The 25,721-nt window shown below is 60.8% G+C and carries 19 protein-coding genes and 1 pseudogene; 10 read left to right on the top strand and 10 right to left on the bottom strand.

Features of this window, described 5'->3' with window-relative positions:
• Positions 1-5: 5 nt before the first annotated feature.
• From FHT71_RS21665 to FHT71_RS21635, 7 genes are read right to left on the bottom strand one after another with little or no spacing between them, the layout of a single operon-like run.
• Positions 6-728, bottom strand: coding sequence for an amino acid ABC transporter permease (locus FHT71_RS21665; RefSeq protein WP_183721881.1), 723 nt, complete (start codon positions 726-728; stop codon positions 6-8).
• Complete coding sequence (locus FHT71_RS21660; RefSeq protein WP_183721878.1) at positions 725-1,375, bottom strand: amino acid ABC transporter permease; 651 nt, start codon at positions 1,373-1,375, stop codon at positions 725-727. Before FHT71_RS21660 ends, FHT71_RS21665 begins: the two co-directional genes overlap by 4 nt.
• The gene (locus FHT71_RS21655) at positions 1,372-2,145 is read right to left on the bottom strand and encodes an amino acid ABC transporter ATP-binding protein (protein ID WP_183721875.1); all 774 of its coding nucleotides are present in this window, start codon (positions 2,143-2,145) and stop codon (positions 1,372-1,374) included. The genes FHT71_RS21660 and FHT71_RS21655 overlap by 4 nt, the downstream gene beginning before the upstream one ends.
• Positions 2,146-2,200: 55 nt before the next feature.
• Entirely contained in the window at positions 2,201-3,082 is an 882-nt protein-coding gene (locus FHT71_RS21650) for a transporter substrate-binding domain-containing protein (RefSeq protein WP_183721872.1), read from the bottom strand.
• 30 nt (positions 3,083-3,112) lie between these two features.
• The gene (locus FHT71_RS21645; RefSeq protein WP_183721869.1) at positions 3,113-4,249 is read right to left on the bottom strand and encodes an FAD-dependent oxidoreductase; all 1,137 of its coding nucleotides are present in this window, start codon (positions 4,247-4,249) and stop codon (positions 3,113-3,115) included.
• Positions 4,246-5,616 (bottom strand): NAD(P)/FAD-dependent oxidoreductase, encoded by a 1,371-nt coding sequence (locus FHT71_RS21640; RefSeq protein WP_183721866.1) that lies wholly within the window; start codon positions 5,614-5,616, stop codon positions 4,246-4,248. The genes FHT71_RS21645 and FHT71_RS21640 overlap by 4 nt, the downstream gene beginning before the upstream one ends.
• On the bottom strand, positions 5,616-5,921 hold the full coding sequence (locus FHT71_RS21635) for a (2Fe-2S)-binding protein (RefSeq protein WP_132593755.1): 306 nt from the start codon (positions 5,919-5,921) through the stop codon (positions 5,616-5,618). The genes FHT71_RS21640 and FHT71_RS21635 overlap by 1 nt, the downstream gene beginning before the upstream one ends.
• A gap of 138 nt (positions 5,922-6,059) precedes the next feature.
• On the opposite strand from FHT71_RS21635, the gene FHT71_RS21630 reads away from it, so the two are divergent.
• Together FHT71_RS21630 and FHT71_RS21625 are read left to right on the top strand one after the other, a co-directional pair.
• Positions 6,060-7,397, top strand: a complete 1,338-nt coding sequence (locus FHT71_RS21630) for an MmgE/PrpD family protein (RefSeq protein WP_183721863.1) — start codon at positions 6,060-6,062, stop codon at positions 7,395-7,397.
• 62 nt (positions 7,398-7,459) lie between these two features.
• Positions 7,460-8,245, top strand: a complete 786-nt coding sequence (locus FHT71_RS21625) for an IclR family transcriptional regulator (RefSeq protein WP_007791060.1) — start codon at positions 7,460-7,462, stop codon at positions 8,243-8,245.
• 207 nt (positions 8,246-8,452) lie between these two features.
• Here FHT71_RS21625 and FHT71_RS21620 read toward each other — a convergent pair whose 3' ends face one another.
• Positions 8,453-8,656, bottom strand: a complete 204-nt coding sequence (locus FHT71_RS21620) for a hypothetical protein (protein ID WP_183721860.1) — start codon at positions 8,654-8,656, stop codon at positions 8,453-8,455.
• Positions 8,657-10,831 (bottom strand): annotated as a pseudogene (locus tag FHT71_RS21615) (methyl-accepting chemotaxis protein); the annotation flags it as partial. It lies immediately after the preceding gene.
• A 49-nt stretch (positions 10,832-10,880) separates the two neighbouring features.
• On the opposite strand from FHT71_RS21615, the gene FHT71_RS21610 reads away from it, so the two are divergent.
• From FHT71_RS21610 to FHT71_RS21600, 3 genes are all read left to right on the top strand, one after another.
• Positions 10,881-13,160, top strand: a complete 2,280-nt coding sequence (locus FHT71_RS21610; protein ID WP_246718078.1) for a hemagglutinin repeat-containing protein — start codon at positions 10,881-10,883, stop codon at positions 13,158-13,160.
• 594 nt (positions 13,161-13,754) lie between these two features.
• Positions 13,755-14,006: a hypothetical protein gene (locus FHT71_RS21605; protein WP_183721853.1), complete on the top strand. Its 252-nt coding sequence runs from the start codon at positions 13,755-13,757 to the stop codon at positions 14,004-14,006.
• 328 nt (positions 14,007-14,334) lie between these two features.
• The gene (locus FHT71_RS21600) at positions 14,335-14,598 is read left to right on the top strand and encodes an Imm8 family immunity protein (RefSeq protein WP_183721850.1); all 264 of its coding nucleotides are present in this window, start codon (positions 14,335-14,337) and stop codon (positions 14,596-14,598) included.
• Between the two features lie 733 nt (positions 14,599-15,331).
• Here FHT71_RS21600 and FHT71_RS21595 read toward each other — a convergent pair.
• Positions 15,332-16,666, bottom strand: a complete 1,335-nt coding sequence (locus FHT71_RS21595) for a mechanosensitive ion channel domain-containing protein (protein WP_183721847.1) — start codon at positions 16,664-16,666, stop codon at positions 15,332-15,334.
• Between the two features lie 278 nt (positions 16,667-16,944).
• On the opposite strand from FHT71_RS21595, the gene FHT71_RS21590 reads away from it, so the two are divergent.
• From FHT71_RS21590 to FHT71_RS21570, 5 genes are all read left to right on the top strand, one after another.
• A complete protein-coding gene (locus tag FHT71_RS21590; protein WP_183721844.1) occupies positions 16,945-18,213 on the top strand; it encodes a DNA repair exonuclease in 1,269 nt (422 codons plus the stop codon).
• Positions 18,214-21,708: an AAA family ATPase gene (locus FHT71_RS21585; RefSeq protein WP_183721842.1), complete on the top strand. Its 3,495-nt coding sequence runs from the start codon at positions 18,214-18,216 to the stop codon at positions 21,706-21,708.
• Between the two features lie 323 nt (positions 21,709-22,031).
• Complete coding sequence (locus FHT71_RS21580; protein WP_132593743.1) at positions 22,032-22,490, top strand: (2Fe-2S)-binding protein; 459 nt, start codon at positions 22,032-22,034, stop codon at positions 22,488-22,490.
• Between the two features lie 5 nt (positions 22,491-22,495).
• The gene (locus tag FHT71_RS21575; RefSeq protein WP_183721839.1) at positions 22,496-24,649 is read left to right on the top strand and encodes a molybdopterin cofactor-binding domain-containing protein; all 2,154 of its coding nucleotides are present in this window, start codon (positions 22,496-22,498) and stop codon (positions 24,647-24,649) included.
• 2 nt (positions 24,650-24,651) lie between these two features.
• Positions 24,652-25,293, top strand: a complete 642-nt coding sequence (locus FHT71_RS21570) for an Isoquinoline 1-oxidoreductase subunit (protein WP_210294244.1) — start codon at positions 24,652-24,654, stop codon at positions 25,291-25,293.
• The last annotated feature ends 428 nt before the right edge of the window (positions 25,294-25,721 follow it).

Below are 25,721 nucleotides of genomic sequence, written 5' to 3'. Positions count from 1 at the left end.
TGCGGTCACCCCACGGCCGTGACCTCGACGGCGGGACGCTTGCTGCGGCCGCGGTCACGCTGCGCTGCCGGGCGATGAAGGCGCTGCTCGAGGGCGCGGGCAACGAGCGAGGCCGGCCAGGCGAGCACAAAATAAAGCAGCGCAGTCAGCGCGAAGACGGAGAGCGGCATGAAACTCTCAGACATGATCTCGCGCGAGACCAGCGTCAGTTCCGGAACCGCGATGAGGGCGCAGATGGAACTGTCCTTCAAGAGCGAGACCAGATTGATCAACAGCGGGGCAATCGTATGCCGGACCGCCTGCGGCAAAAGAACAAGCCGGAACGTCTGGAATGGTGTCATGCCGCTTGCCAGTGCCGCCTCGCGCTGGCCCGTCGGAATGGCGCTAAGGCCAGCGCGGAACACTTCGGCGAGATAGGCGCCATAGACCGCTGCAAGGCCGATCGTTCCGGCAGACAAGGCCGACAGGGTGATTCCTGCGACTGGCAACGCGAAATAGAGAAGATAAAGGATCACCAGAACCGGCACGCCGCGCGCACATGCGATATAAAGGCGTGCAATGAGCCTGAGCGCGGGATTGCGGCGACTGCGCAGATATTCGATGAGCAGCGCCAGTACGAAGGCGAGGCAAAATCCGCCCGCCGTCAGCGCAAACGTCGATCGCAGGCCAACGAGCAGCCGCGGCATCCAGTCGGTAACATTGTCTGCAATGGTTTCGACGAACATCATCGCGTCTCCAGCCTGCGCTCAACCAGGGACGTGAACTGCGCAACGGCGCCAGTCAGAACCAGGTAGACGAGTGCGGCACTTCCATAAATCAGGGTTGTTTCGAAGGTCTCGTTGACGAGCTGGCGAGCGTTGAACATGATCTCGGGTGCAGCGATTGCGGCGACAAGGGACGTATCCTTGACAAGCGCAACCGCGTAGTTGCCGAGCGAGGGCAGCGCCATTCTCAATCCCTGCGGAAACACGATCAGTCGAAAGGCGACGAAGGGCGTCAGGCCGATCGACGCCGCAGCCTCACTCTGGCCGGCGGGAACGGATAGAAACCCCGAGCGAAATATGTCGACGGTAATGGCGCTGCCAATCAGGCCCAGCCCGACGATGGCCGCCAGCATCGACGGCAGCCTGATTCCAAGCGATGCAAGGCCGAAATAGAGCAGGAACAGAAATGTCAGGCTCGGCACGTTGCGCAGCGCTTCGACATAGACGCGGATGGTCGTCTGGAGCATGCGGTTGTTCGTCAAAACGGCGGCTGCGGCAAGCGCCATGCCAATGGCGAGCGCAACGGCAAGCGCGCCTGCGGTGACCTTGACGGTAACCAGCGCTCCGGTCAACAACGCCTCAGCGATCAAGCCTGGAAGTGCATCACTCATCGGCCCCCCCCAAGCTTGAGGCTTGCGAGAAATTGCTTCAGGCGAGGTGACTTCGGCTGATCAAGCACCGCCTTTGCGGATCCCTCTTCGATGATCTGTCCGCCATCCATGAAAATGATGCGATCGGCGACCTCGCGCGCAAAGGCGATCTCGTGCGTGACGAGAACCATCGCCCGCCCTTCGGCTGCCAGCTCCTTGATCACGGTCAGCACTTCACCGACGAGCTCTGGATCGAGCGCCGACGTCGGTTCGTCGAAGAGCAGGAGCTTCGGCTGCTGCGCCAGCGCGCGGGCGATCGCCACACGCTGCTGCTGGCCACCAGAGAGCCGCTGCGGCATCTCCTCGGCCTTGTGCGCCAGATGGACCTTGCCGAGCAGATCGCCTGCAAGCGTCTCGGCATCACCGCGGCTCATCCCCCTGACCTTGCGTGGCTGCAGCGCGACATTGGCGCGAACGGAAAGATGCGGCCACAGGTGGAAATGCTGGAACACCATCCCGATTTCCGCCCGCTGCGGCGCCATCTCCCGATCCGTCATTGGCTGCCCATTCCGCCTGCGTCCGATCAACTGCCCTTCGAGGCTTATCTCGCCCTCTGTCGGTGGCTCGAGATAGTTGATGGCTCTCAGACAAGTCGATTTGCCGGAGCCGCTCGGACCGATCAGAGCGACACGCTCGCCCCGGTCAAGCTTGAATGAGACATTCTTGAGGACTGTCAGGTGACCGAAGGTTTTGCCGAGATTGGCGACCTCCAGTAGAGTGTCGGCGGCCATGGTGACCTCCTTGTTCGAACGGTGGATGCGGCCGGTCGCCCGGCCGCCACTCTTGCTATTTTCCGCAGGCTGGCGGCGTCCAGCCGGCGGCGCGATCCGCACCCACCCGAAAGTTTGCGGCCGACGGCGTATAGTTGGCCTCGCTGATATTGCCGTAGCGTTTGCCGATCGCCTTCACTTCACATGAGCTCCAGAGCGCGCGAATCTCGGCGCTGAGATCAGCGGCAAGAGCGGCATTCTCCTTGGAGAGGCCAAAAACATACTGGCGGCCGAGACCGGTCAGCAGCGGAAAGTCGGGGTTATTGTCGGTAAAGGCGAGATTGACGAGACCCCAGTCAGGATTCTTCAACAGGGCATAGTCGATGACCGGCGGGTCGCCGACCAGCGCCTCGATACGCCCGGCCAAGAGATCGCGAAGTGCCGCGTCGGTGCTGTCATAAAGGGAGAGTTCCAGTCCAGGTACCCGTCGAAGCTCCGGCAGGAACGAGAAGCCCGTCATTGAGCCGACCTTGCGGTTCTCGAGGTCCTTGAGTGTGTGCCATCCAGAGGCCTTCTTCGAGGTGATGCCGTTTTGAAAGTAGCCGGTCGGATCCGTCATCGAGAGCGTATCGGCACGCTGCTTTGTCCAGGCAACGTTGCCGCCGATAATGTCGACGCGGCCGGTCTGCACGGCAGCGATCGCTCCCGACCACTCCATTGGCACCGGCTTGATCGTCAGGCCGAGCTTGTCGGCCACGATCTGAAGGATGTCACCGTCATAGCCGGCAAGCTTTCCATCGCGGGCCACCAGTCCTGGCATGTCGCCGGTGATGGCGACGGAGAGCACGTTTTCTTCGCTCAGATGGTAGGACGGATCGATGGCCGCGGCCGGACCCGATGCGAGTCCGATTGTGAGCGCCACAGCGCCGCCGAGAAATTGATGAAGTGGATGTCGCATGTCTGTTCCCTTTCGTTTCCCTTGTGAATTTCAGGATTGAACGGCCGTCGCCGGAGGCTGGTTGAACCGGGTCATGGCGAGGCCGGATATGGATGTCGGTGAATGACCTTCGAGGCAGAGCTCGGCGAGCACCGCACCGACGGCCGGTCCGAGTTGGAAGCCGTGGCCGGAAAAGCCGAAGGCGTGAAAGAGGCCGTCGACGGTCGGGCTTGGCCCGACAACCGGCAGTCCGTCGGGCATCCGTCCCTCAATGCCCGTCCAGCTTCGCAACAGCAGGACGTTCTTTAGCTCAGGCACCATGGCGACGGCTGCTGCGGCCGCCTCCATGGTGATTTCGGCGAGCGGCCGGGCGCGCAGGCGCTCTCGATCGGCAGTACCGAGGCCTGCGCCGAAGATGACGCTTCCATGGGCGGTTTGGCGGATGTAGATGCCGCCGCCACAGATGCCGAGATTTGGACCAATCAACGGGGCGATCGGCTCGGTCACGCACATGTTCGGCGCCATCACCGTCTCATCAACGTGGTCGCCGAATTGCGCGGCGATCGCCGCACCCCAGGCACCGGCAGTGTTGACCAGACGGCGCGCTGTGAGCACGATCGGATCATTGTCGAGGCGGATGGAAAATCCGCCCGTGCAAGAATCGGCGCCGATCACCCGGCAGCCCTCTCGAATGTCGGCTCCCAGCGCGCGGGCAGCGCGCGCAAAGGCAGGCGCGACAAGCCGCGGATTGGCTTGACCGTCCTCGGCGCACAAAGAGCCACCCGCATAACGGTTCGAAAGATACGGAAACCGGGCGTTGAGATCGCCTGCGTCGAGGATAAGGGTATGAATGCCGTGTGCGCCAAGGAGCAAATGATGCGCAATCAGCTCGGCCATGTCGTCATCGTTGCGGGCAAGTTTCAAGTGGCCGGTGGCCGTAAACTCGCAGTCCGTGCCGATCAAACTTTTCAGGCTGCCCCAGATTGCCCGGCTCCTGCGCGCAAGGGCAAGCTCGGCTGGATGACGCCCCTGCTGACGGACACCTCCATAATTGACGCCGCTTGCCTGGGCGCCGCAGCGGCCGCGCTCCACGAGTACCACGGAGGCGCCCTTGAGGCGGGCATGGAGAGCCGTTGAACAGCCAGCAAGCCCACCGCCGATGATCGCAATGTCGAAGACCCCGGTCACGGCTCGCCTCCGGTAAGATCGGCAAGCGTGACTGGCTTGATGGGCGCCTGTGCGCGCAAGCGACCAACGGTCTCGATGCCAACGCCAGCCGCCGAAGCGATGAGTTCGGCAGCGGAAGCGCCACAAAGTCGTCCCTGGCAGCGCCCCATTCCGACGCGGCAAAAGGCCTTTATCCGATTGATCTCGGCCTCGCCTGAGGCGGCCACCGCCTGACGGACTGTCCCCGCGGTCAGGCCTTCACAGCGACAGACGAGGACGTCGTCCGAAAGCGCGGCAGCGACCCGATGCGGGAACGCGAAGATCTGATCCATCGCTTTTCGAAAACGCGCGGTCTTTGCGACCGTGCGCCGGTCACGTCCAATCTCGATCGGCTCAATGTGACCGCTGTCACAAAGCAGCGCTGCTGCCGCCAGCCGTCCACTGGCCTGGGCAGTCTCGCTGCCGCGGATCGAAAACCCGTCACCGGCAAGATAGACGTTCGCCATTGACGAGCGGCCGTCGCGATCGGCGTGGGGCAACCATTGTCTCTGAACAGGGTCAAAGGAGAATTCGAGCCCCAGCAGATCAGCGATCTGGGTTTCCGCCTTCAGGCCATGACCGATTGCCAGGCCATCGCAGGTCGCAACCTTGTCGCGGCCACGCCAATGATAGGCAATGCCCGTCACATGATCATCGGCGCCGCGCAGGACCTCGATCAACCGGACGCCAGTCAATAGCGGAACGCCGCGCCTGCGAAGCGTGGCCATGTAGAACAGCCCTTTTGTGAAGGCGGTTCGGCCCGAAGCGAGCGCAGGCAGCAGCGCCATATGGCCGAAGGGATTGCCGACTTCGAGAACCGCGACAACGGTCGCGCCCGCCTTGGCGTACTGGTAGGCGACGAGGTAGAGGAGAGGGCCGGTACCGGCAAAGACGACGCGCTGGCCGATCAAGGATGCTTCCGCCTTGAGCGCAATCTGTGCGCCCCCGAGGCTATAGACGCCCGGGGCCGTCCACCCTTTCACCGGCACGATCCTGTCCATCGCACCCGTCGCGATGATCAGATGGGACCAGTTCTGGACGGAGGGCCCGCTTCTACTGACGACATGCAGCTTGCCTTCGCATGCGCTCCAGATATGGGTCTCGGGTCGATAGTCGATCTTCGGTGCGAGCGCAGCGAAACCATCCCGAAATTCGACCGCCCTTCTTGCGTCGAAGCCGTAGAGCTCGTCGTCGGTTCTTTTGAGCTCGGCCCGTGGATGGCGGAAGATCTGTCCGCCCGACTGAGCCGCCTCGTCGATGACAACCGGCCGCAATCCGCACTGCGCAAGGGCGGCTGCGGCCGCAATGCCTGCTGGTCCTGCACCGATAATGACTGGGGTCGTGTCCATCAGATCGCCTCCGGCGCAGTCGTCAAGAGTTCCATGTCGGCTTCCACACGGCTCGTGCAGGTCCGCAGGCGGCGCCCATCTTTGCGCCACAGCCAGCAATCCTGGCAGGTGCCCATCAGGCAGAAGCCCGCACGCCTCTCAGGAAGAAACTCAAAGTTGCGAGCGTGACCGATTCCCATCCTGATGGCCGTCAGCACGGTCTCGCCTTGCCGGGCAGTATAGGGTCGACCATCGACCATGATCCGGATCGCCTTGGCGCCAGCAGCGGCAAGTCTCTTCGGGCCGGAATGGGCCTGATCCACCATCTTCGTATCCTTCCTCCCGGATTTGATGTTGACAGGCTATGCGTCCATATTATGGATGTCAATGCTGATATAAATCCACGGATGCAAGTTCAACAGAAGGATGCTCGAAACTTGAATACTACCACAGGGAGTATCTCGATGACCCGCCACAGCGAATGCGGCGCTTCGGTTCTGGCCGCCCGTTGCAACGGAATCGACCGCGTTCCGTCAGGCGTGCACAGTTCCGCGCGTCGCACACTCTTGGATACGCTCGGCGTTGCGGCGGCAGGATCGACGACGGATGCGGGCCGGGCCTCGCTCAAGGCGGCAGCCGAGATATGGGGAGACGGCGCAGCGGCCGTCTGGTTTACAAAACGGCGTCTACCGCCTGTTGGAGCGGCCTTCGTCAATGCCACCTACGCGGCCGCCCTTGATCTCGATGATGGGCACCGTAAGGCATCCGGTCATCCCGCCGCCGCGATCGTGCCCGCCGTACTTGCCATTGCCGGGTCAGCCGGCTGCAGCGCCGACCGGTTGCTTTGCGCGATCGTCCTTGGCTACGAGATTGCCGTGCGCATTTCGGCTGCGCGCGATATCAGGACGATCCGCACAACGGACACAGGACTGTGGTGTGGACCGGGTGTTGCGGCTGCCTGCGGATGGCTGAAAGGCCTGTCGACATCGGTGATTGCCAACGCCATCGCGATCGCGGGACAGACCGCGACATCTCAGGCGGCGACCGGTTGGACCAGGCTCGGCCATACCGTCAAGGAAGGCATACCTTGGGCAACGGCGAACGGGCTTCAGGCGCTGGCGCTTGCAGCCGCGGGCCATCGTGGCCCCCTCGATATACTGGACGATCCCGCGCTCTACGACCGGCAGCGTCTGCTGGACGGCTATTCAAAGACCTGGGCGATCGATGAGGCATACTTCAAGCTCTACAGTTGTTGCCGATGGGGACATGCCGCAATTGATGGAGCATTGGTTCTCGCTCAGCGACTGCAGGCGGGTCCCGACGATATCGAGGGCTTGATGATTGAAACCTTCGAGCGTGCGCTGACGCTGCCGAACCAAAGTGAGCCCCAATCGGCCGAGGCCGCACAATATAGCATTCCCTTCTGTGTCGCCTTGGCACTGGTACACGGCGAAAAGGCGTTGCTGCCGATGGACGATGCGCACCTTTTCGACAAGCGCGTGACCGGGCTTGCCCGACGCATCGGCTTGTCGAGCGCAAATGACTATTTCGATTCTTTTCCTGCCGCCACGCCGGCACGTGTGACGATGACGGCGAAGGGAAAACGCGAAACGATCGAAGTGCTGCATCCAAGGGGCGAACCGCAAAATCCGCTGACTGCGCGCGAACTGCAGGAAAAGTTCATGAAGCTCTCGTCGGCTCTGAGCCAGGAGCAGACGGCAGGTATTGTGACGGCGGTCCACGGGCTTGGCATCCATCATAATCCGGCTGCGCTGATTGAGACATTAAGCAGCGCCAGCTAGACGTTTACAATGTCGCCCGGATGTATAAGGAATTCCTCGAACTTTGAGTTTGGGGGCAACGCATGGCGAAGGACGAGATCGCGGCAACAGGAACTCAGCTGCTGGACAGGGCGGTCGCGATCCTGAAGTATCTCGGTGATGTCGGCCAGCGCGGTGCGTCGATGGCGACAATCGGCGAGGCCATGGGCCTGAAGCAGCCGACGGTTCATCGTATTGTTAGCGCCCTCGAGCGTCATGGCCTGGTCGATCGCGAGCGGGAAACAAAGCGCTACCGGCTGGGCCTTGCGCTCTTTGCAATGGGGGTGTCGGCAGCCGATGGCACAGGACTTCGTCAGCTCGCCCGCCCAGCGCTGTTGCGGCTTGCGGCTGCGACAAGCGACTCGGTGTACCTGATGGCGCGTGCCGGCTTCAACACTGTTTGTGTTGACCGCCAGCAGGGCACCTATGTGATCGACAGCCTGACCGGCCATATCGGCGGGCAGATCCCGATGGGCATAGGGCCGGCAAGCCAGGCCATTCTTGCCTTTCTTCCGCCGGCGGAAGCCGACGTCATTCTCAACACGAACGCAATGCTCTACAAGAAATTTGGCACCTTCACGTCACGTAAGATCAAGGACGCGCTTGAGAAGATCCGCGAGCAGGGATATGCGATCGACGATGGAGAACTTGTCGCAGGGATTGCCTCCATCGCAGTGCCGATCTTGCCGCCGGGCCGCGATGCAATCGCTTCGATTGCCATCAATCTCACGAGCCCCAGGTTAACGGCCGAGAGAAGGCCAGAACTCGTCGCACTGTTGACCAGGGAGGTGCGGGAGATCGAGCAGCAGCTCAATCCACTCGCCACCTGACGCCACAAGCGCAACGACAGAACCCAGAGAACCCACCGCCGGACCGGGCGCCATTAGCGATCTGCGATCCAACCGTCGCGTCATGGCCCAGTAAAGCAGCGCATCGTTGCTTATCAGGTCGTCTTGCTGCCCTATCGGAACAAGCCACAGAAGAAATAAAGCCGGAACGTCGTCACATATTCCGGCCCACTTGTTTTGACGAACGACCTATACGTGCTGCTCTTGCGTGCATCTTTCTACGGGCGGCATTGACGAAAGACGGGGACGAGGCGTTGCGGCGCAGCGGCGTTTCCGCTGCCCATCCCGGATCTCCCGGATCGAGGTGGTCTTGATGCAGAACCGCTCACCGCCGAGATGGAAGGCGATGATGTCCAGCGTCGCCTGACCTGGGGCCGAAGCTGCCGTTTTCATTCAGAACTCCTCCCACTTCGTCGCGGCGGCTGCCGTAGCCGCGCGGCCGTCAAATGCGCCGGCGAGCTTGCGCGACAGCGCCCGGGCGGGCGAGGCAACCGGCCGCATCCGCTGGCCGGCGAGGCGAGGCGTGGCCGCGGCCTCGGTCTTGAAGCGGGCGATCAGCCGCGCCAGATTGGCGGCCTCGTCGGCGAGCCGGCTGGTGGCTGCGGTCGATTCCTCGACCATCGCCGCGTTCTGCTGCGTCACCTGGTCCATCTGGTTGACAGCGATCGAGACCTCGCTCAGCCCCGTGGACTGTTCCTTGGCGGCGGTAGCGATCGAATGCACATGCTCGTTGATCTTGACCACATGGCCCTGGATCAGCGAAAGCGCCTCGCCGGTCGCCGTCACCAGCCTGACGCCGGAGTTGACTTCCCCGCTGGAGCGGTTGATCAGCGCCTTGATGTCCTTGGCGGCATTGGCCGAGCGCTGGGCGAGCTCGCGCACTTCCTGGGCGACGACGGCAAAGCCCTTGCCGGCATCGCCGGCACGCGCCGCCTCGACGCCGGCGTTGAGCGCCAAGAGGTTGGTCTGGAAGGCGATCTCGTCGATGACGTTGATGATCTGGCCGATCTCGCCGGAGGCCTTTTCGATGCGGTCCATCGCCGACACCGCATCCTTGACCACCGCGCTCGACTGCTCGGTACTTCTCCTCGCCTCGTCGACCATGTGGCTGGCTTCCGTCGCCCGTTCGGTCGAGCTCTTCACCGCGGCGGTGATCTCTTCCAGGGCCGAGGAGGTCTCCTCGAGCGAGGCCGCCTGCTGCTCGGTGCGCTTGGAAAGAGCGCCCGAGGCCATGCGCATCTCGCCGGCGCCGCCATTGATCGTGTCGATCGCCGCGCGCACCTCGCCGAGCACCGAGCGCAGGTTGGCCATCGTCTGGTTGACGTTCTGCTGCAGCTCGCCGAAGGCGCCCTGGAACGCGCCGCGCATGGTGTCCGTCAGATCGCCTTCGGCGAGGGCTGAAATGACCCGGCGGGTTTCGGCAATACCCTTGTCGACCGAGGTCACCAATTCGTTGACCTGGGCGGCGAAGCGGTTGAGGTCGGCATTGTCGTAGTCCTTGATGATGCGGCGGGAGAAGTCGCCGGCGACCGCCGCCGAGACGACCTCGCCGATGCTCGACTGCAGGTCGGCGCTCTTTGCCTGCAGTGCTGCCTCCTGCGCATTCATCTCCTGGACCCTGATGCCGTTTTGTCTGAACACCTCGACGGCGCGGGCCATCTCGCCGATTTCGTTCGTTCGGTCGGTGAAGGGTACGTTCGTCCCCAGATTGCCTGTTGCGAGCGCGGTCATGCAGTTGGCAATCCGCGCCATCGGCCGAAGCACACCTCGAAGGACGATCCTGAATGCCGTGCCGGCCAGCAGCAATCCGCCGACAAGCACGGCGCCATTTGCAATCATGGACAGGCGCGCATCGCTGGCGGAGGCAGCGGTCAGTTTGTCGGCGGCGTTCCCAGCCTTGTGCGCCAGGGCGAGCAAAGCGTCGATCGCGGAGGTTGCCTCGGCGATCCATTTGCCGGCGTCGAGCGGATAGGGCCCGCCGGAGATGCCCGCCTCATAGACTGCCTTGCGTGTGGTCTCAAAGCTGCCGAAGAATGTTAGATTGACGGCCGCCGCTGCCGCCTTGACATCGGGGTCGGCATCCTTTCGGGAGAGATAGGGGGCGACCGCCAACCAGGACTGCTCGACCCGTCCCCGATGGGTGGCGAGCGTCTGCAGTGTTGCGGTGTCCAGCGCTTTCCCGCTCGATACGGCCCGGCCGATCAGCGCGCGCTCCCGTCCGGCATATTCGCTCATGGTCCAGATCGCGCCTTTGGCGTCCTGAATCTGGCTGATTTTGGTTTCTGCCGTGTCCGGAAGGTATTGCGCGGCGATTCTGAGATTCTGCGACGCCATGATCAGTGCCGTCATGGTCGGCACCCATTGCTCCGCAACTGCGCTCTCCCGTGCAGCAAGCGGGCTCTCGAGCGCGTTATCCACTTGGCGGCGAAGATCGACGACCTGCTTCCACGCGGCTTTCACTTTGGCGACGGTCGTGTCGCCGGCCTTGACGGCGTCGACTTCTCCAACCCGTTGCAACGCCTCGGCCAGTGCGGCGTCGGCATCTTCCCGACGTTCCCGAAGCGCCTTTCGGGTCTCAGAAGACAGCGGGTTCTTGCCCGCAAGGGCCGTATTGGCGATGCCTCGCTCGGCAGGCTTCCAGTATTCCAAGAGCAGCGACACCTCGTCGAGCTCCAGCCCGGTACCGACGCTCGTCCGCGGTGGCAATTCCGTCACCATCGAGGCGACATCAGGCGATCTGACCAGCAACGGTGCGCAGATCGTTGCGGGCTACGACGCGAATGGCCAGGAGAACGGCAAGGCCGGAGATATCGCCCTGACGGCGGGTCACGATGTCGTGCTCAAAAGCGCCGAGGCGACGAACGCCAACACAAGCAAGAACAGCTCGGGCGGCGTCGCGGTCAACCTCGACCTCTCGGGCGCCAGCTTCAACTACGCCACCGGCAAGGCGAACGGCTCGTCCGTCAGCCAGATCAACAGCCATGTGACCGGAACCGGTGATGTCTACGTTCAATCCGGCAACGACACAAAGCTCCAGGGGGCTGTCGTCTCCGGCGACAGCGTGGTTGCCGATGTCGGTCACGATCTGATCATCGAGAGCCAGCTCGATATTGCCACGCAGAAGGCCAATCAGGTTTCTGCCGGAGGCGGTATCGGGAATGGCAGTTTCGGTCTCTCGGGCAGCTACCAGAACGCCAATGGCGATGCCGCGGTCGTCTCGGAGCAATCCGGCATCCATGCCGGTTCCAGTGGCTTCGATATCACCGTCGGTAACAACACCGCACTGATTGGCGGCGTCATCAGCAGCCAGGCACCGGCAAGCGACAATTGGCTTCAGACCGGCGCGCTTGAATGGCAGGACGTCGACACATATTCGCAGTGGCAGGCGGACACCTATGGCGGCGGCCTGTCGCTGCTCGGGCCGTCGCTCGCTCCGCACCTCAGCGAGGGCGAGAGCGCCACCGGACAGGCGCTTGCTGCCATCTCTCCCGGTCAGATCATCATCACCGATCCGCCCAGCCAAAGCCAGAACGTCGATGATCTGCGTCGTGATACTGATAACACCAACACGTCTCTTCCCGGACTTCCGGATCTGCAGAATATCCTGCGTGAGCAACTGAAGACGCAGGAGCTCTATCAGGATGCGGCGGCCAAGGCTGCCAAGGCGATCGGCGACATCTCGCTCAAGCTTGAGCGGGCGGCAACGACACCCGAGGAGCGCGCCTATTGGGCCGAAGGCGGCGTTGGGCGTGCCGCGCTTCACGCCCTTGCTGGCGGACTGCTCGGCGGGGTCACCGATGTCACCGGCATGATCCGGGGCGCGCTTGGCGGCGCGTCCTCGGCCTTGCTCGGTCCGCATATCCGCGAACTCGTTGCCGAGATCGTCGATAGCGCCAATATCACCGATCCGGCCCTGCGGACCTTCCTGATCAATTCGATCAGCAGCGGCATCGTCGAAGGCATCGGCGCCGGGATTGGCGGCAGTGAAGGCGCTGCCTATGCCGGCAATGCTTTCCAGTACAATTACCTCACGCATCGGCAGTTGGAAAAGCAACTGGAGGAGATGATTGCGTGCGACCAGAACCAATCCTGCATCGGCAAGGTCGCTGAAAAATACAAAGCGATCGACGATATCCAGGACGAAGCCCTGGCAAATTGCCGGACGATCGCGTGTGTAGGAATTCACCTCAAGGAGATCGAAGACGCCAAAAAGTATCTGCTCGAAAACGATTACGTCGTTGAACTCGCAGAATATTCCCTCGACGCTGCGAGCAGGATTAATGCTCGTCAGGAAGGTCTATTCTTCTCGCAGGCCCTGACTGAGGTCGAAGCCGGCGGCGACCTCCGAGCTGTTGCGTATTGTGAACGCAGCCCAGGACCAAATTGCAAGCTGCTCGGCGGCATCCTTGCCGACATTAGCGACGGCTTGGTCGCCGTCGCATACGCGAAGCTTTCCTATGCATTGGAAACGGGGCAGCTTTCAGACAATGCGCTCGAAACCCTCGTTCGTGGGACTGGTGGGAACGTAGTTGCCCGTTACGGCCCTCTCAACGAAGGCCCCCTACCGCCTGATATTGCACGGACATTCAGAAGTTCAACCTATACAGAGGTAATTACGACTGAGCCGACGAAGCTATACCGTGTAATTTCTGAAGACGGAAATCCGGCTGGAGGCTATTGGACGAAAAGCGCGCCAACAGGACCGCTTCAGTCCGTTATCGATAGCGCCTTGGATCAAAATTGGGGGAACACTGCAACGCGCGTAGTCGAGATGAATGTTCCATCAGGAACAAAGCTGTTTGAAGGTTCAGCGGCTGAACAGAGAGGACTAGTTGGAGGCGGCAATCAGGTTTATTTTGACAAGAATATTAACCCGATCCATGAAGACTGGATATGAAGATAAATGTCTCGTTGTCTTTGGGAGCAAATCGAAGCCTTTCAATCCATGGGAGAGTTCTCCCGTTTTGTAGCCTGGATTGAACAACAAGCCAGCAGCGGGGAATGCGAGGAGATAGATCCTGAGAGCATCTCAGGTAATCAGTTCTGGCAGGAGCGGCGCTTTCGTTGCTGCCAATCGGGAGAGACATGGAAGCTTAGTCGGCCAGATCCTGGCTACTATCCGGGATCCTGGGGTCCAGATTTGACCCCAACGCAACGCGTCATTGGCAAATGATCCACAAAGATCAAGACGGCATGCCCAGTGCCGCAAAGAGATGGCGCGCTGCCTACAACAAGGGTTGATCGCCAGCAGCTTTTAAGCAGGTGCTCGTAAGGGGCAAACAGGTAACGGCGGGCGCGGCGTTGGCGTTGCTCGCAGTCGCCGGGCGAGAGCGCCACCGGACAGGCTCTCGATGCCGTCTCTCCCAGTCAGATCATCATCACCGACCCGGCCAACCAGACTCAGAATGTCGACGACCTGCGTCGCGATACGGCGAATACGAACACGTCGCTTCCCGGACTTCCGGATCTGCAGAATATCCTGCGTGAGCAGTTGGAGACGCAGGAGCTTTATCAGGATGCAGCGGCGAAGGCGGCCAAAGCGATCGGCGATATCTCGCTCAAGCTCGAGCAGGCGGCAACGACACCCGAGGAGCGCGCCTATTGGGCCGAAGGCGGCGTTGGGCGTGCCGCGCTTCACGCCCTTGCCGGCGGACTGCTCGGTGGCGTCACCGATGTCACCGGCATGATCCGGGGCGCGCTTGGCGGCGCGTCCTCGGCCTTGCTCGGTCCGCATACCCATTAACGACGTCGGGCAATTCTCGAAGTGGAGGGCCGAACCCAAGTGTCACTTTCCGAAGGGGTTCTTCCTGATTGAAAGCGAACCATCGGCCGTTGATTGACGCGCCACCGTCTGCGGCAGCAGCCATCGATTGAACAACAACAATCCGCCACGCTTCGCTAAAGGTGAGCACTCCTTTCTCTGGGGGGGCGGTGACACGGAAATGCGGCGCAAACGGTCACGTGGAGGTTTTGCCATGTAGGCGGAGGCTAAGAAGATTCGGCTCGTTGATCACGAGTTCGACAACTACCGCCCCGACGATCTCTATGATTTCTATCTTGCGGCCTAGGTTTTGATTGGAATTGCGGGCCAGGAGGGGGCAGAGATTTTCTCCTTTGAGGTCTCAACGCCGAGTTGGTTCGCCGAAAACCGGATGGATGAACCGACCTTCGTCCGGCACTGGATTTTTATGGACCACTACAATCCGCAGGCGCTCGAAGCGCTTGTTCGACGCACTATCGCTGACACTGAAGGAGAAACGTGGAATGAGATTGCGACCAAGCTGGCGCGATATATGTTCTGGGAATACGAAGACTACCAGCCGTTCGAAGCGTAACTCCGACGCTGGATTGCCGCGGCTAAATGTTATCTTCCTATGTTTGATTGTTGCCGCTTCCACGCAACTGGTTGCGTGCACTACTGCAGGTTCCGTGAAAACCGGCATAGACAGGGCTATTAGCACGAGTTTTGCCTTGCCCTATAACAAGCTCAACGATCAATGGAGGGGTGCGCCAGTCGCAGAGTTCCGTCGCAAGTTTGGTCCGCCCCTTAAAACCACGGAATCTCCCGATGGGTATGTGTTGACCTGGCAGCATGAACGCATGGCTCGAGCACCGGGTCACTGGGCTCAGTACCCCACAGCCGGCGGCGGTATGACATACTACGTCCCAGAACACGACGAGGTGAGGCGATGCGTCATCGCGGTCTCGACAAAGACGGGCCTAATCTCCCGGATCAAGACGCTAGAGGACAGCATGGCTCCCGGCGCCAATTCCATTTGTCAAAGTGCCTTCGGCCAATGACGCACGGGCGAGCTAGGGGAGAGGGAAGGGCTGCCAGCAATATCGCTACGGAACTCTGCCCCGCCGCTTAAAGGCGGACTCGGCCCATTGATTTCTTTCAGGTTTTGGCAAACCTGACCACCATAATGGAATCATCTGGCATAAAAGCGGACTTTGCGTACCGCAGGACGCATAAGCAGGGATTCGCAATTGTGCGTTATGGCGATGCCATCGGCACGAATGGCGCCGACGTAATCTCGGTCGATGTTAGCACGGGGGAAGTCTTCCTCAGGACGCCGATTGCTGCTCGCGCCGCATTTCTTTGCTGCGTTCGAGTGAATCCACGACCTCCACAGGTGTCTTCATGATAATCTCACGATGCGGGAACGGGATTGAAATACCGGCCGCCTTGAACGCATCCCACAATGCCATCAGGACCTGACCGCGGACATTGGTCAGCCCGTTGCTCGGGTCGGAGATCCAGAATCTCAGTTTGAAGTCGAGCGACGATGAACCAAATGCGGTCATCCAACAGACCGGCTGGGCGTGGGCACTGGCAACGCGCGGAATGGTCTTCGCAGCTTCGGCCGCAATGCGGGCAACCTCGTGTGGGTCGCTGTCGTACGAGGTGCCAAAATCGACCTCGATGCGGACATACTCGCTGGAAAAGGACCAGTTGACGACCTGCTGAGAAATAAAATCTTCGTTCGGGATCAGGTACTCCTTTCCATCTCTCGTGATAACGGAGACGAAACGGGAGCGTAGGTCGCGGATCGCGCCGAAGGTTTCTCCAAGCGTAATCGTGTCGCCCGGTTTGATCGACTTATCGAGAAGGATGATGATTCCGGAAATGAAGTTGGAGACCACTTTCTGCAGGCCGAAACCGATGCCGACGCCGACGGCACCCGAAAAAATCGTGAGGGCTGTCAGGTCGATGCCTGTCGCAGAGAGGGCGACCGCAATCGCCAGACCGATCAAGCTGATCTTGATGAGCTTGCTGATGAGGACTTTTAGCGATGGTGTGAGATCCGCAGAGTTCTGTATCCAATGGGATGACATGCTACCGATCAGAACGGCCAGCCAGACCAGCGCGGCAGAAAGGACGATGGCCTTCAAGACCAGCAACATCGAAAGACGGGCAGCACCGAGGTTGACGGCAACGCCATCAAGGGCGGTGAGGATCGCCTGATCCAGCCCAAGTGCGTACAGTGCAAAATAGAACCAGCCCGCGACCGCAACGACCCTTGCGAGCATTTGGTTTCTGATTATGCGCGTCAGCACCGCGATCACAAACCACGCCGCCACGAGCGTAAGCGCTATGCCCACCAGCCACCGGTACGAGGGCCATCCGAATCGCGACAGGATCACATCGGCGATCCCGAGCCATACGATCAAGAAGAGCCAGCGCAGCCGCCTCATGAAGGCGATGATGACGCGGAGCAGATCGGGGTTTCCTTTGATCGTGCGCGCGCGGGTCTCCAATGCAGGCTCTATCCGTTTTGCCAGGAAACCGCAAAACAGGTAGCCCGCTACAACCACGACGGCCTGATAGACCGTCCACTCGTTCAGAACGACGGTTTGCAGCCAGTATCCGGTCGCATTGACCGTTTCTTGAAAATCCATCGCCTTTCTCGTCAAAATTTCTGCAGGAACAACCCGCGGCATCCAGTTCTCTCAAAACCGAATGCGCTGACATTATTGAAAACTCGAATGAGACAAGGATGGTTCCTGCCCCCCCGGCAAAGCCATGGGAACTGGGACGACGACCGGACACCGACGCTCGCCACGGTCGGGTTTGCGTCGACCAACTATGCTGTGGAGAAGAGAACAAAACGCGAATATGTTCTGGCGCGAATCCCAGCGTTGCCTTATCAATCAGGCGCAATGGATGAGGTTCCAACTTGACCTATCGCTTCCTGCACACGGCTGACATTCACCTCGACTCGCCGTTGAGAACGCTCGCGCTGCGTAATCCCGAACTATCCGAGCTTATTGGATTAGCGACGAGGCGTGCGTTCGTACGGATCATCGATCTCTGCCTTGAAGAACGAGTCGACGCGCTTGTGCTGGCGGGCGATCTATATGACGGCGATCAGACGTCCATGAAGACGGCACGCTTCCTAGCGGAGCAGCTCCGTCGACTGCATGAGGCCGGGATCAGAACCTTCCTCATCCGGGGCAATCACGACGCCCTGTCGAAAATCACGACGGAACTGGTGATGCCCGACAGCGTGAAGGTTTTCGGAGCGGCTGCAGAAGTCGTAGCGATAGATCGCGCTCCTGGCGCGTTTCCGGTCGCAATTCACGGTCTCAGTTTCGCCAAGCCGCACGCGCCCGAAAGTCTGCTGCGGCACTACGCCATTCCGCTGCCCGATACGGTCAACATCGGTGTCATGCATACAAGCCTCGGCGGATCCGAGAAGCACGATCCTTATGCTCCATGCAGCGTCGCCGATCTTCAGCAGAGTGGTTTCCGCTATTGGGCGCTTGGCCACATTCACAAGCGGTCGATCGTTGAGGATCCATCATCAGCGATTGTCATGCCTGGCATGCCGCAGGGAAGGGACATCAATGAAGATGGTCCGAAATCCATCTCCCTGGTGACAATAAGGGACGACCGCTCCATCGATATCGAGGAGCGTCAGACGTGCGTCGCCCAGTTCGAGAGGCTCGTCGTTAATGTCACTGGTGTCAACGAATGGAAGGACTTGGTCGAGAGAATTAATGTAGAACTGGAGCGGATGCGTGGAACAGTTTCCGCTGACCATCTGGTCGCCCGCATCCATCTCACTGGAACCAGCGTGCTTTCCTGGCGGATGCGGCGGGATGCGGACCTGCTACGGACCGAAATGGAGACGCGTGGATCGATCATTGGCAAGACGTGGATCGATAAGGTGCAGATCGCAACTTCCCCAGCGGGGGAAGCCGATGGCGTGTCGTGCGATGCGCTCGCAGAGCTCGCAACAATTATCAAGCAGGAAGTCGACGGTTCGACGGGATACCGCGCCGAGTTGCGCGAGATCGCGGAGGAACTTAGAGGTCAATTACCCTCGGAGCTTCGCGACATCTTTGGGGCCGACCGGGACGCCTTCGAGAACATGCTGGCCAACTTCGGCCGGGAGGGGTCGGCGAGCGTGCTGGCCCGCCTGAGAACGCGCGAGGCCGAGTAGATGCGCCTGAACCGCCTCGATCTCACCCGATATGGAAAGTTCACCGATGGGGTGCTCGATTTCGGCGACAAGCCGCACGGGTCGCCTGACCTGCATGTCGTCTACGGCCCGAACGAAGCCGGCAAATCGACATCCCTGGACGCCATTCTCGATCTGATATTCGGGATAGGAACCACGAGCCGGTACGGCTTCCTGCATCCATACCCGACAATGCGGATAGGCGCGAACGTCACCGTAGCGGGGATCGATCGGGAGTTCGTACGCATCAAGCGGCCCCAGAACAGCTTGCTTGACCGCGAGGATCGGCCTCTGGCGGAAACGCTCATCAAGGCTGACCTAGGCGGCATCGATCGCGACGCCTTCAGCACGATGTTTTCCTTGGACGACGACACACTGGAGAAAGGCGGCGAGGGGATTCTGGCGAGCAAGGGCGATCTTGGCCAGCTTTTATTCTCGGCCAGCGCTGGTTTGTCTGAGCTCAGCCGGGAACTGCTGTTGATCCGGTCCGAAGCGGACGGCTTCTACAAGTATCGCGCGCGAAGCGGGGTGTTGTCTGACCTCAAAGCAAAGCTGATCTCGCTCAAGACCGAGCGTGAGGCGCTGGACGTACAGGCAAGCGATTATGCTCGCCTCGTGGGCGAGAAGGTCTCATTCGGCCGACGTTACGACGAAGCTGTAGCCGAACGAGCCGGAACGCAGGGCCGCATAGACGAGATCAGACGTATCCTTGGGGCGCTCCCACCTATGACCCGTCTTGGCGCCGCCAGGGAACGCTTGGCCGCTCTTGTGGAGATGCCCGAGGCGCCGGAGAGCTGGGGGCGGGAACTGCCGGAACTCCGAAAGGCCGAGATCGAGTACGACGTAAAAAGTCGCGGCCTTGAACGCGCGATCTTCGAACTCGAAGATCGGATAGCTGGTCTCGTCGTAGATGACGCAGCATTGCGCATGTCGTCCCGCATGGATGAGCTCTCAAACTTGCGGGCGCGTTACATGACCGCGCAACTGGACATTCCAAGGATATCCGCAAAGGCCGCCGATCTCTCGATCGACGCGCTGCTCCTCCGGCTTGGCAAGCCGGGTGAAGCATCCCCTGCGAGATTGGTCCTCGATGCCGCCCATGTTGGAAAGCTACGCGGGCTGATCGGATCGAAGTCAGGGGTCGACGCCAATGCAGTCACTGCCTCGCAGGAGCTTGCCAAGGTCGCCCGCCTGTTGTGTGAACAGCGCGCGAACCTCGGCAGGTTTGCAGAACTCACGCCGGAAAAGATAAAGGCGTTCGAGCTGCTCGCGACGATGATAAGAACGATACCGCGCTCCGACGAAGAGTTGGGGCTGCGTTCTCTGATGAGACGCCGTGAACAGACCTCTGCCACCTTTACCCAAACCCTGGCCAGGCTCTTGCCTTGGCGCGGCTCGGGTGAAGAGCTTGCCGCGTTTGCGTGCCCGACGGGCTCCAAGATCGAAAGTTGGAAGAGCCGCCACAAGCAGGCAGAAGAAGTGGTACGCGCGTCGAACGTCGATCTCGACCGTCTGGAAGCTGAGGCGAGGAAGCTCGACGCCGAAACAGGTGCGGTTCGAGGGCAGGCAGGTGATATCGACGAGTCAGCCGCCTCTGCAGCGAGGGCAGAACGCAACGAAGCTTGGACGGCTCATCGAAACAGTCTGGACGCCGCCTCGGCCGACGCCTTCGAAGCCGCTATGAAGACGGACGACCATCTGACGTCACGACGACTGCTGTATTTTGCCGAAGTAGGCAAGCTCCATCAGCTCGGCCATCGACGGGCCGCCGTCGGCGCGGAAATCGACACCTGTCGCAACCGACTGCAGCAAGCGTCGAGCGAACTGGAGAAGATTAAGACGGAGATCGGCGAGTACACGGCTTCCTTTGCCTCTGGCGCAGCCATGGAGCCGTCGGAGTTCTCGGAATGGCTCCAGCGCCGCGAGGACGCTTTAAGATCACATGGGGAAGTGCAAGCCATCGAGATGGAACTTGCAGAGACAAGAGACAGGCTGAACCGGTCAAGGCGTCTCTTGACCGACGCGATGAGCCGGGCAGGAGTGTCCTTCGATCCGGACGCCGAAATGGGAGCGTTGATCGCGGCCTGCGAAAACGTGCTGGACGACTACAACGCGTACGATAGCACGGTGCAGCAGCTTGCCCGCCTCGAAAAGGAGGAATCCGAGCGACGCGAGGCGGCGGACAAGGCGCAGGCGGCAGCGTCGAGCTGGGTTGCGACCTGGAAGTCGCTGTGCGAGGATTGCTGGCTGGGCGAGCTGGACAGTGTTCCGGGACCGGAGTCGGTAACGGAAATCCTGGAGATTCTCGACCTGCTGGCTACCGCGATCGATGCCAGGGAAGGATACCTTGACCGTATCCAGAAGATGGAAAAGGACCAGGCGCTATTCGAGGAGGATGTTCATCGCGTCTGCGGCAACCTCGGGATACCTTGCGGCAGACCGCCGGGCGAACTCTTCCATGCGATCGCAGAACGGGTGAAGACGGCCGGACTCGACAAAGATCGCCGAGAGAAGCTTCAGGAAGACCTCAAATCTCTGCGGGCGGAAGAACGCGCGCTGTCCTCGTCGCGTGAGGTGTCCGCGATCCGCCAACGTGCGATGCTGGATCATTTCCGGGTGGCGACCCTCGACGAAGTCGAGTCCTCGTTGGAGATCGTGACGCAGCGGCGTGCGTTGCAAGTTGCGATACTCGACCTCGAACACCAGCTCGTCGAGATGACCGGCGCCTCGGACATCCTGGCGGTCGAAAGCCTTTTATCCGCGAGCGATAGGACCGAACTGGAAAGAGAGCTCGCTACGCTGAAACCGCTCGTCGAAGATCAAGAAGCCCGATGCCACGACCTCTATCATTCGAAATCCAAAGCCGTGGACGCGCTCGACGCCGTGGGAGGGGACTCCAAGGTCGCCGAAATCGAGGAGCAACGGCGCACCCTGCTGCTCGAGATCACGGAAAGCGCCGGGCGCTACATGGAGATTAGAGCCGGCGTGGCGGCCGCCGAACACGCACTTCGAATATACAGGGACAGGCATCGCAGCGGGATGATGGCCCGCGCGTCGTCGGCGTTCAGGACCATCAGCCGAGGCGCCTACGAGGGCGTCGCCGCTCAGCCGGGAAAGGACGCAGAGGTATTGATCGCCGTCGCGGCCGGTGGCGGATCGAAGGCGGCGAACGAGCTTTCGAAGGGCGCCCGTTTCCAGCTTTATCTCGCGCTCCGGGTGGCAGGTTACCACGAGTTCGTCACCAGTCGCGGCTCAGTGCCTTTTCTTGCCGACGACATTATGGAGACGTTTGATGACTTCCGCGCCGAGGAGGCCTTCAAGTTATTCGCTGAGATGGCTCAGCACGGACAGGTGATTTACTTCACGCATCACCGGCACTTGACGGAGATTGCCCGGAAGGTCTGCTCTTCAGTTCGAGTCCATAACCTGGACGAGGTCGGGACGGGCAGGCGGTTGGAAGTCGTTGCGGCGGAATGATTGGATATCGACCAAGACATCAATATCCGTAGTCGTTGCCGTCGTCCCAGCTCACTCCAGGTTTCGCATGATACTGGATAGGCATTTTGACAAGCCCCAACGTGAATGCATCCCACCTCGTTCAGCATGGAGGGGCGCAGGTGACCGGCTGCTGGCAGAAGGCGTTTGGCGCTCCTTTCCTAAGCGGAGCGGTTTACCCTCTTGTCGCTCAGGCAGCGTGCGCCAGATTTCACAATGCTTCAGGGGCAGGCGGCTAATCTTGCTGGCAACCTGCTTGCACTTTGCGTTTACAACAGGGGGACGGCTCCAGCCGATGGTTCGCGATGTCTTTCGATCTTTCAGTCAATGGTAAGAACTACGCTGTCGACGTCGATGGCGACATTCCACTTTTGTGGGTCCTGCGGGATACGATCGGACTCACTGGTACGAAATTCGGCTGCGGCATTGCGATGTGTGGCGCGTGCACCGTCCATGTCGGCGGAGTTCCAGTCCGGTCGTGCGTGATGCCCGTTGCTGATGCGGCGGCCAAGCCGATCACTACGATCGAGGCCATCGGGGAAACCGAGGCAGGCGCGCGGATACAGAAGGCTTGGCTCGACATCGATGTCGTTCAATGCGGCTATTGTCAATCGGGCCAGATCATGTCGGCAACTGCATTGCTTGCCGCAAACTCCACGCCGACGGACAAAGACATTGACGCCGTGATGGCCGGAAACATCTGTCGATGCGGAACTTATCCTCGCATCAGGGCTGCCATCAAACAGGCTGCGGAGGCGAGGTAGCTGTCATGTCGCTCCACGACAAAATCAACCTCACAATCTCGCGCCGGCAATTTTTCATCGGCGCCTCGCTGACGGCCTCGGGACTTCTCATCGGCCTTCAACCAGAGAAATCCTCCGCCGCGGTCGCGGCCTTGGAGCCGAGCCCATTCATCCGCATCCCCGCCGAGGGCAAGATCGTTTTCATCATGCCTTCCGTGGAGATGGGGCAAGGTATCTACACGGCGGTAGCCATGCTCCTTGCGGAGGAGTTGGAAGTCCCGCTTGAAGAGGTGGTTCTCGAGCATGCGCCTGCAGACCCTACCCGATATGCAAATCCACTTCTTGGCGATCAAATTACCGGGGGGTCGGTAGCCATCCGTGCCGTCTACGAGCAAATGCGCAAGGCAGGTGCCGCCACGCGGATTGTGCTGGTGAATGCTGCTGCGCGCGGTTGGGGCGTCCAGCCGGAGAGCTGCAAAGCCGAAGCCGCGCACGTTGTCCACGCGGAAAGCGGCCGTCGCGCTGCCTATGGAAGCCTCATTGAGGCGGCCGCCTCGGAGGCCGTGCCACAGGAAGTGCCCCTCAAAGCGGCCTCAAGCTTCGCCGTGATAGGCAGGTCCATCCGGCGTCTCGACAGTCCGGAAAAGGTTAACGGGACCGCCAAGTTCGGGATCGACGCGCGCCCGGAGGGCGTCTCGTATGCGGCGATTGCGATCTGTCCCTATTTCGGCGGCAAGCTCGGTTCGGTCGACGACGAGCCCGCTACGAAGGTCAAAGGCGTCAAACAGGTGGTCCGAACCGAGGATGCCGTTGCAGTCGTCGCCGACAATACGGGCGCTGCGCGCAAGGGGCTGGCAGCTCTCTCCATCGAGTGGAACGCCGGCCCACACGGTGACGTCTCATCGGCGGAGCTTGAAAGGCGTGCCGAAGATGCGATTGGCGGCGAAGCCCTGGCGCACATCAATGAGGGGGACGTCGCCAAGGCCGAGGCAGAGCACGGGCCTGTACATCAATTCGTGTATCGCATGCCGATCCTTACCCATACGGCGATGGAGCCGATGAACTGCACCCTCCACGTTCGTAACGATGGATGCGACGTTTGGGTAGGCACCCAAGTGATGGGACGGGCACGCCAGGCCGTTGCAGATGTGACCGGGCTCCCGGTCGAGAAGGTGGTCGTTCATAACCATCTGCTCGGCGGGGGCTTCGGCCGAAGGCTGGACGTCGATGGCATCATACTGGCGGCGAAGATCGCAAAACAGGTTGACGGCCCGGTCAAGGTGACGTGGAGCCGGGAAGAGGACATCCGCCACGATTGCTATCGCTATCTCAACTATAGCAAGGTCACTGCGACGCTCGGGCAGGATGGCATGCCCGTTTCCTGGCGTCATCGCGTCATCGGCCCTTCGGTCATGGCACGCTGGCTGCCGGCATTCACCCGCGATGGGATAGACCTCGACATTATGGGGGGCGCGGAATCGCCTTACGATATCGCGAACAAATACACCGACTTCGTACGTCACGAAGCCCCGGACGGGATGCTGACGGGCAACTGGCGTGGCGTCGGCGCGACCCGCAACATTCCGCCGGTTGAAGGCAGCATCGACGAACTCGCTCACATTGCCGGGGTCGATCCGCTAGAATACCGGAGGCGGCTATTGCAGCAGAAGCCGCGGCTACTCGGGGCCCTGAACCTTGCGGCGGAGAAAGCCAACTGGGCTACTGCGCTTCCAAAGGGAAAGGGAAGGGGAATTGCACTTTCTGAGGACTTCGGCAGCTTCGCGGCCATGATCTCGCAGGTGAGCATAGACGACAACGGAACGTTTACCACAGACCGTATCATCTGCGCTGTCGACTGCGGCCAGGTCATCAATCCCGACACCATAGAGGCTCAAATCCAGAGCGGCATCATTTATGGCTTGAGCGCGGCACTTTATGGCCGCATCACCGTACAAAACAGCGCCGTCGTTGAGAGCAACTTTGACGATTCGCCGGTCCTGCGCATTCATGAGACGCCGTCGATCGAGGTCTACATCGTTCCAAGTTCGGAAGCTCCGGGAGGTATCGGGGAAGTCGGCACACCCGGCGTTGCGCCATCGTTGCTCAACGCGATCTTCGTGGCGACCGGCGAGAGATTGCGCACTCTGCCCATCGACCAGTCCAAATTGCGGAGGGTGTGATTATGACGAAGAGAACAATCGCCGTCCTCGTGACGGCGGCCATGACGTCCGTAGCGATCGTTGCTGGCATGGGCCCGTTGGAGACCAAGGCTGAAAACTCCCAGAAGAACGGCTTGAAGACCGTTTCCGACTTCAATTCGATCGAAGACAAAGCTGCTCGTTCAAAAGCAATCTTCGAAGAGGCGAGCCGTGTCCTGACGCATCCCCGGTGCATCAACTGTCACCCGGCGACGCGCCGCCCAACGCAGGGCGATGACATGCATCCGCACGTCCCGCTGATGATTGCAGCCGATAGTTCGCTGGGGCCTGCGGGTCTCGTGTGTAGTACCTGTCACGGTCCGGAGAACCGGAGTGTCGTCGGAAGCCGTCTCAAGTCGATCCCTGGCAATGCCCACTGGTCTCTCGCTCCTGCGAGCATGGCCTGGCAGGGGCTCACCGTCGGCGAAATATGTCAGCAGGTCAAGGACCCAGCACGCAACGGCAATCGTTCACATGCTGACCTGGTCCGTCACATGGGGACCGATCATCTCGTCGGCTGGGCGTGGCATCCGGGAAGCGGCCGTGCTCCGCCTCCCGGTTCACAAGAGGCATTTGCGGCGTTGATCTCGGCATGGATCGATTTGGGGGCCGAATGTCCGAGTTAAACTGGACGATTGTTCCCCTCCGTGCCGACCCGCTTCCCACGCGTGGCATGTCAACCCTCGGCGTCCCCGGGTGGGCAAGAGGATAATGACGGGAACGCAATCCGCCCATGACGAGTTCGAAAAAGCGAGGACGATCGAGGCATGGCCGGTAGACACGCCGAAAGGTCGTCGTCCTGGCGACGCTTGCATAAGATCGCAGCCGCCAGTCGTATGACAGAAAGGTTCTCCGCCTGAGCGTCGAGGAGTGCTCTCGTACCGCCGGCTGATAACCGGGAGACTTGCCGATGGCGTGCGCACGTTTCCTCTGCTCTCTTGGGGTCGTCCCCTCATTCGTCCCTGAATGCCTTCATCATCTGGTCGGTGAATGGCTTGAGGAGGTATGAGAGAGCGGTTCGTTCGGCGGTCTGGACGAAGACTTCGACGGGCAT

The organism is Rhizobium sp. BK060 (assembly GCF_014193145.1).
Classification (GTDB): Bacteria; Pseudomonadota; Alphaproteobacteria; order Rhizobiales; family Rhizobiaceae; genus Rhizobium.
Note: the sequence above shows the minus strand (reverse complement) of the source record. Positions and strands in the feature narration are given on the sequence as shown.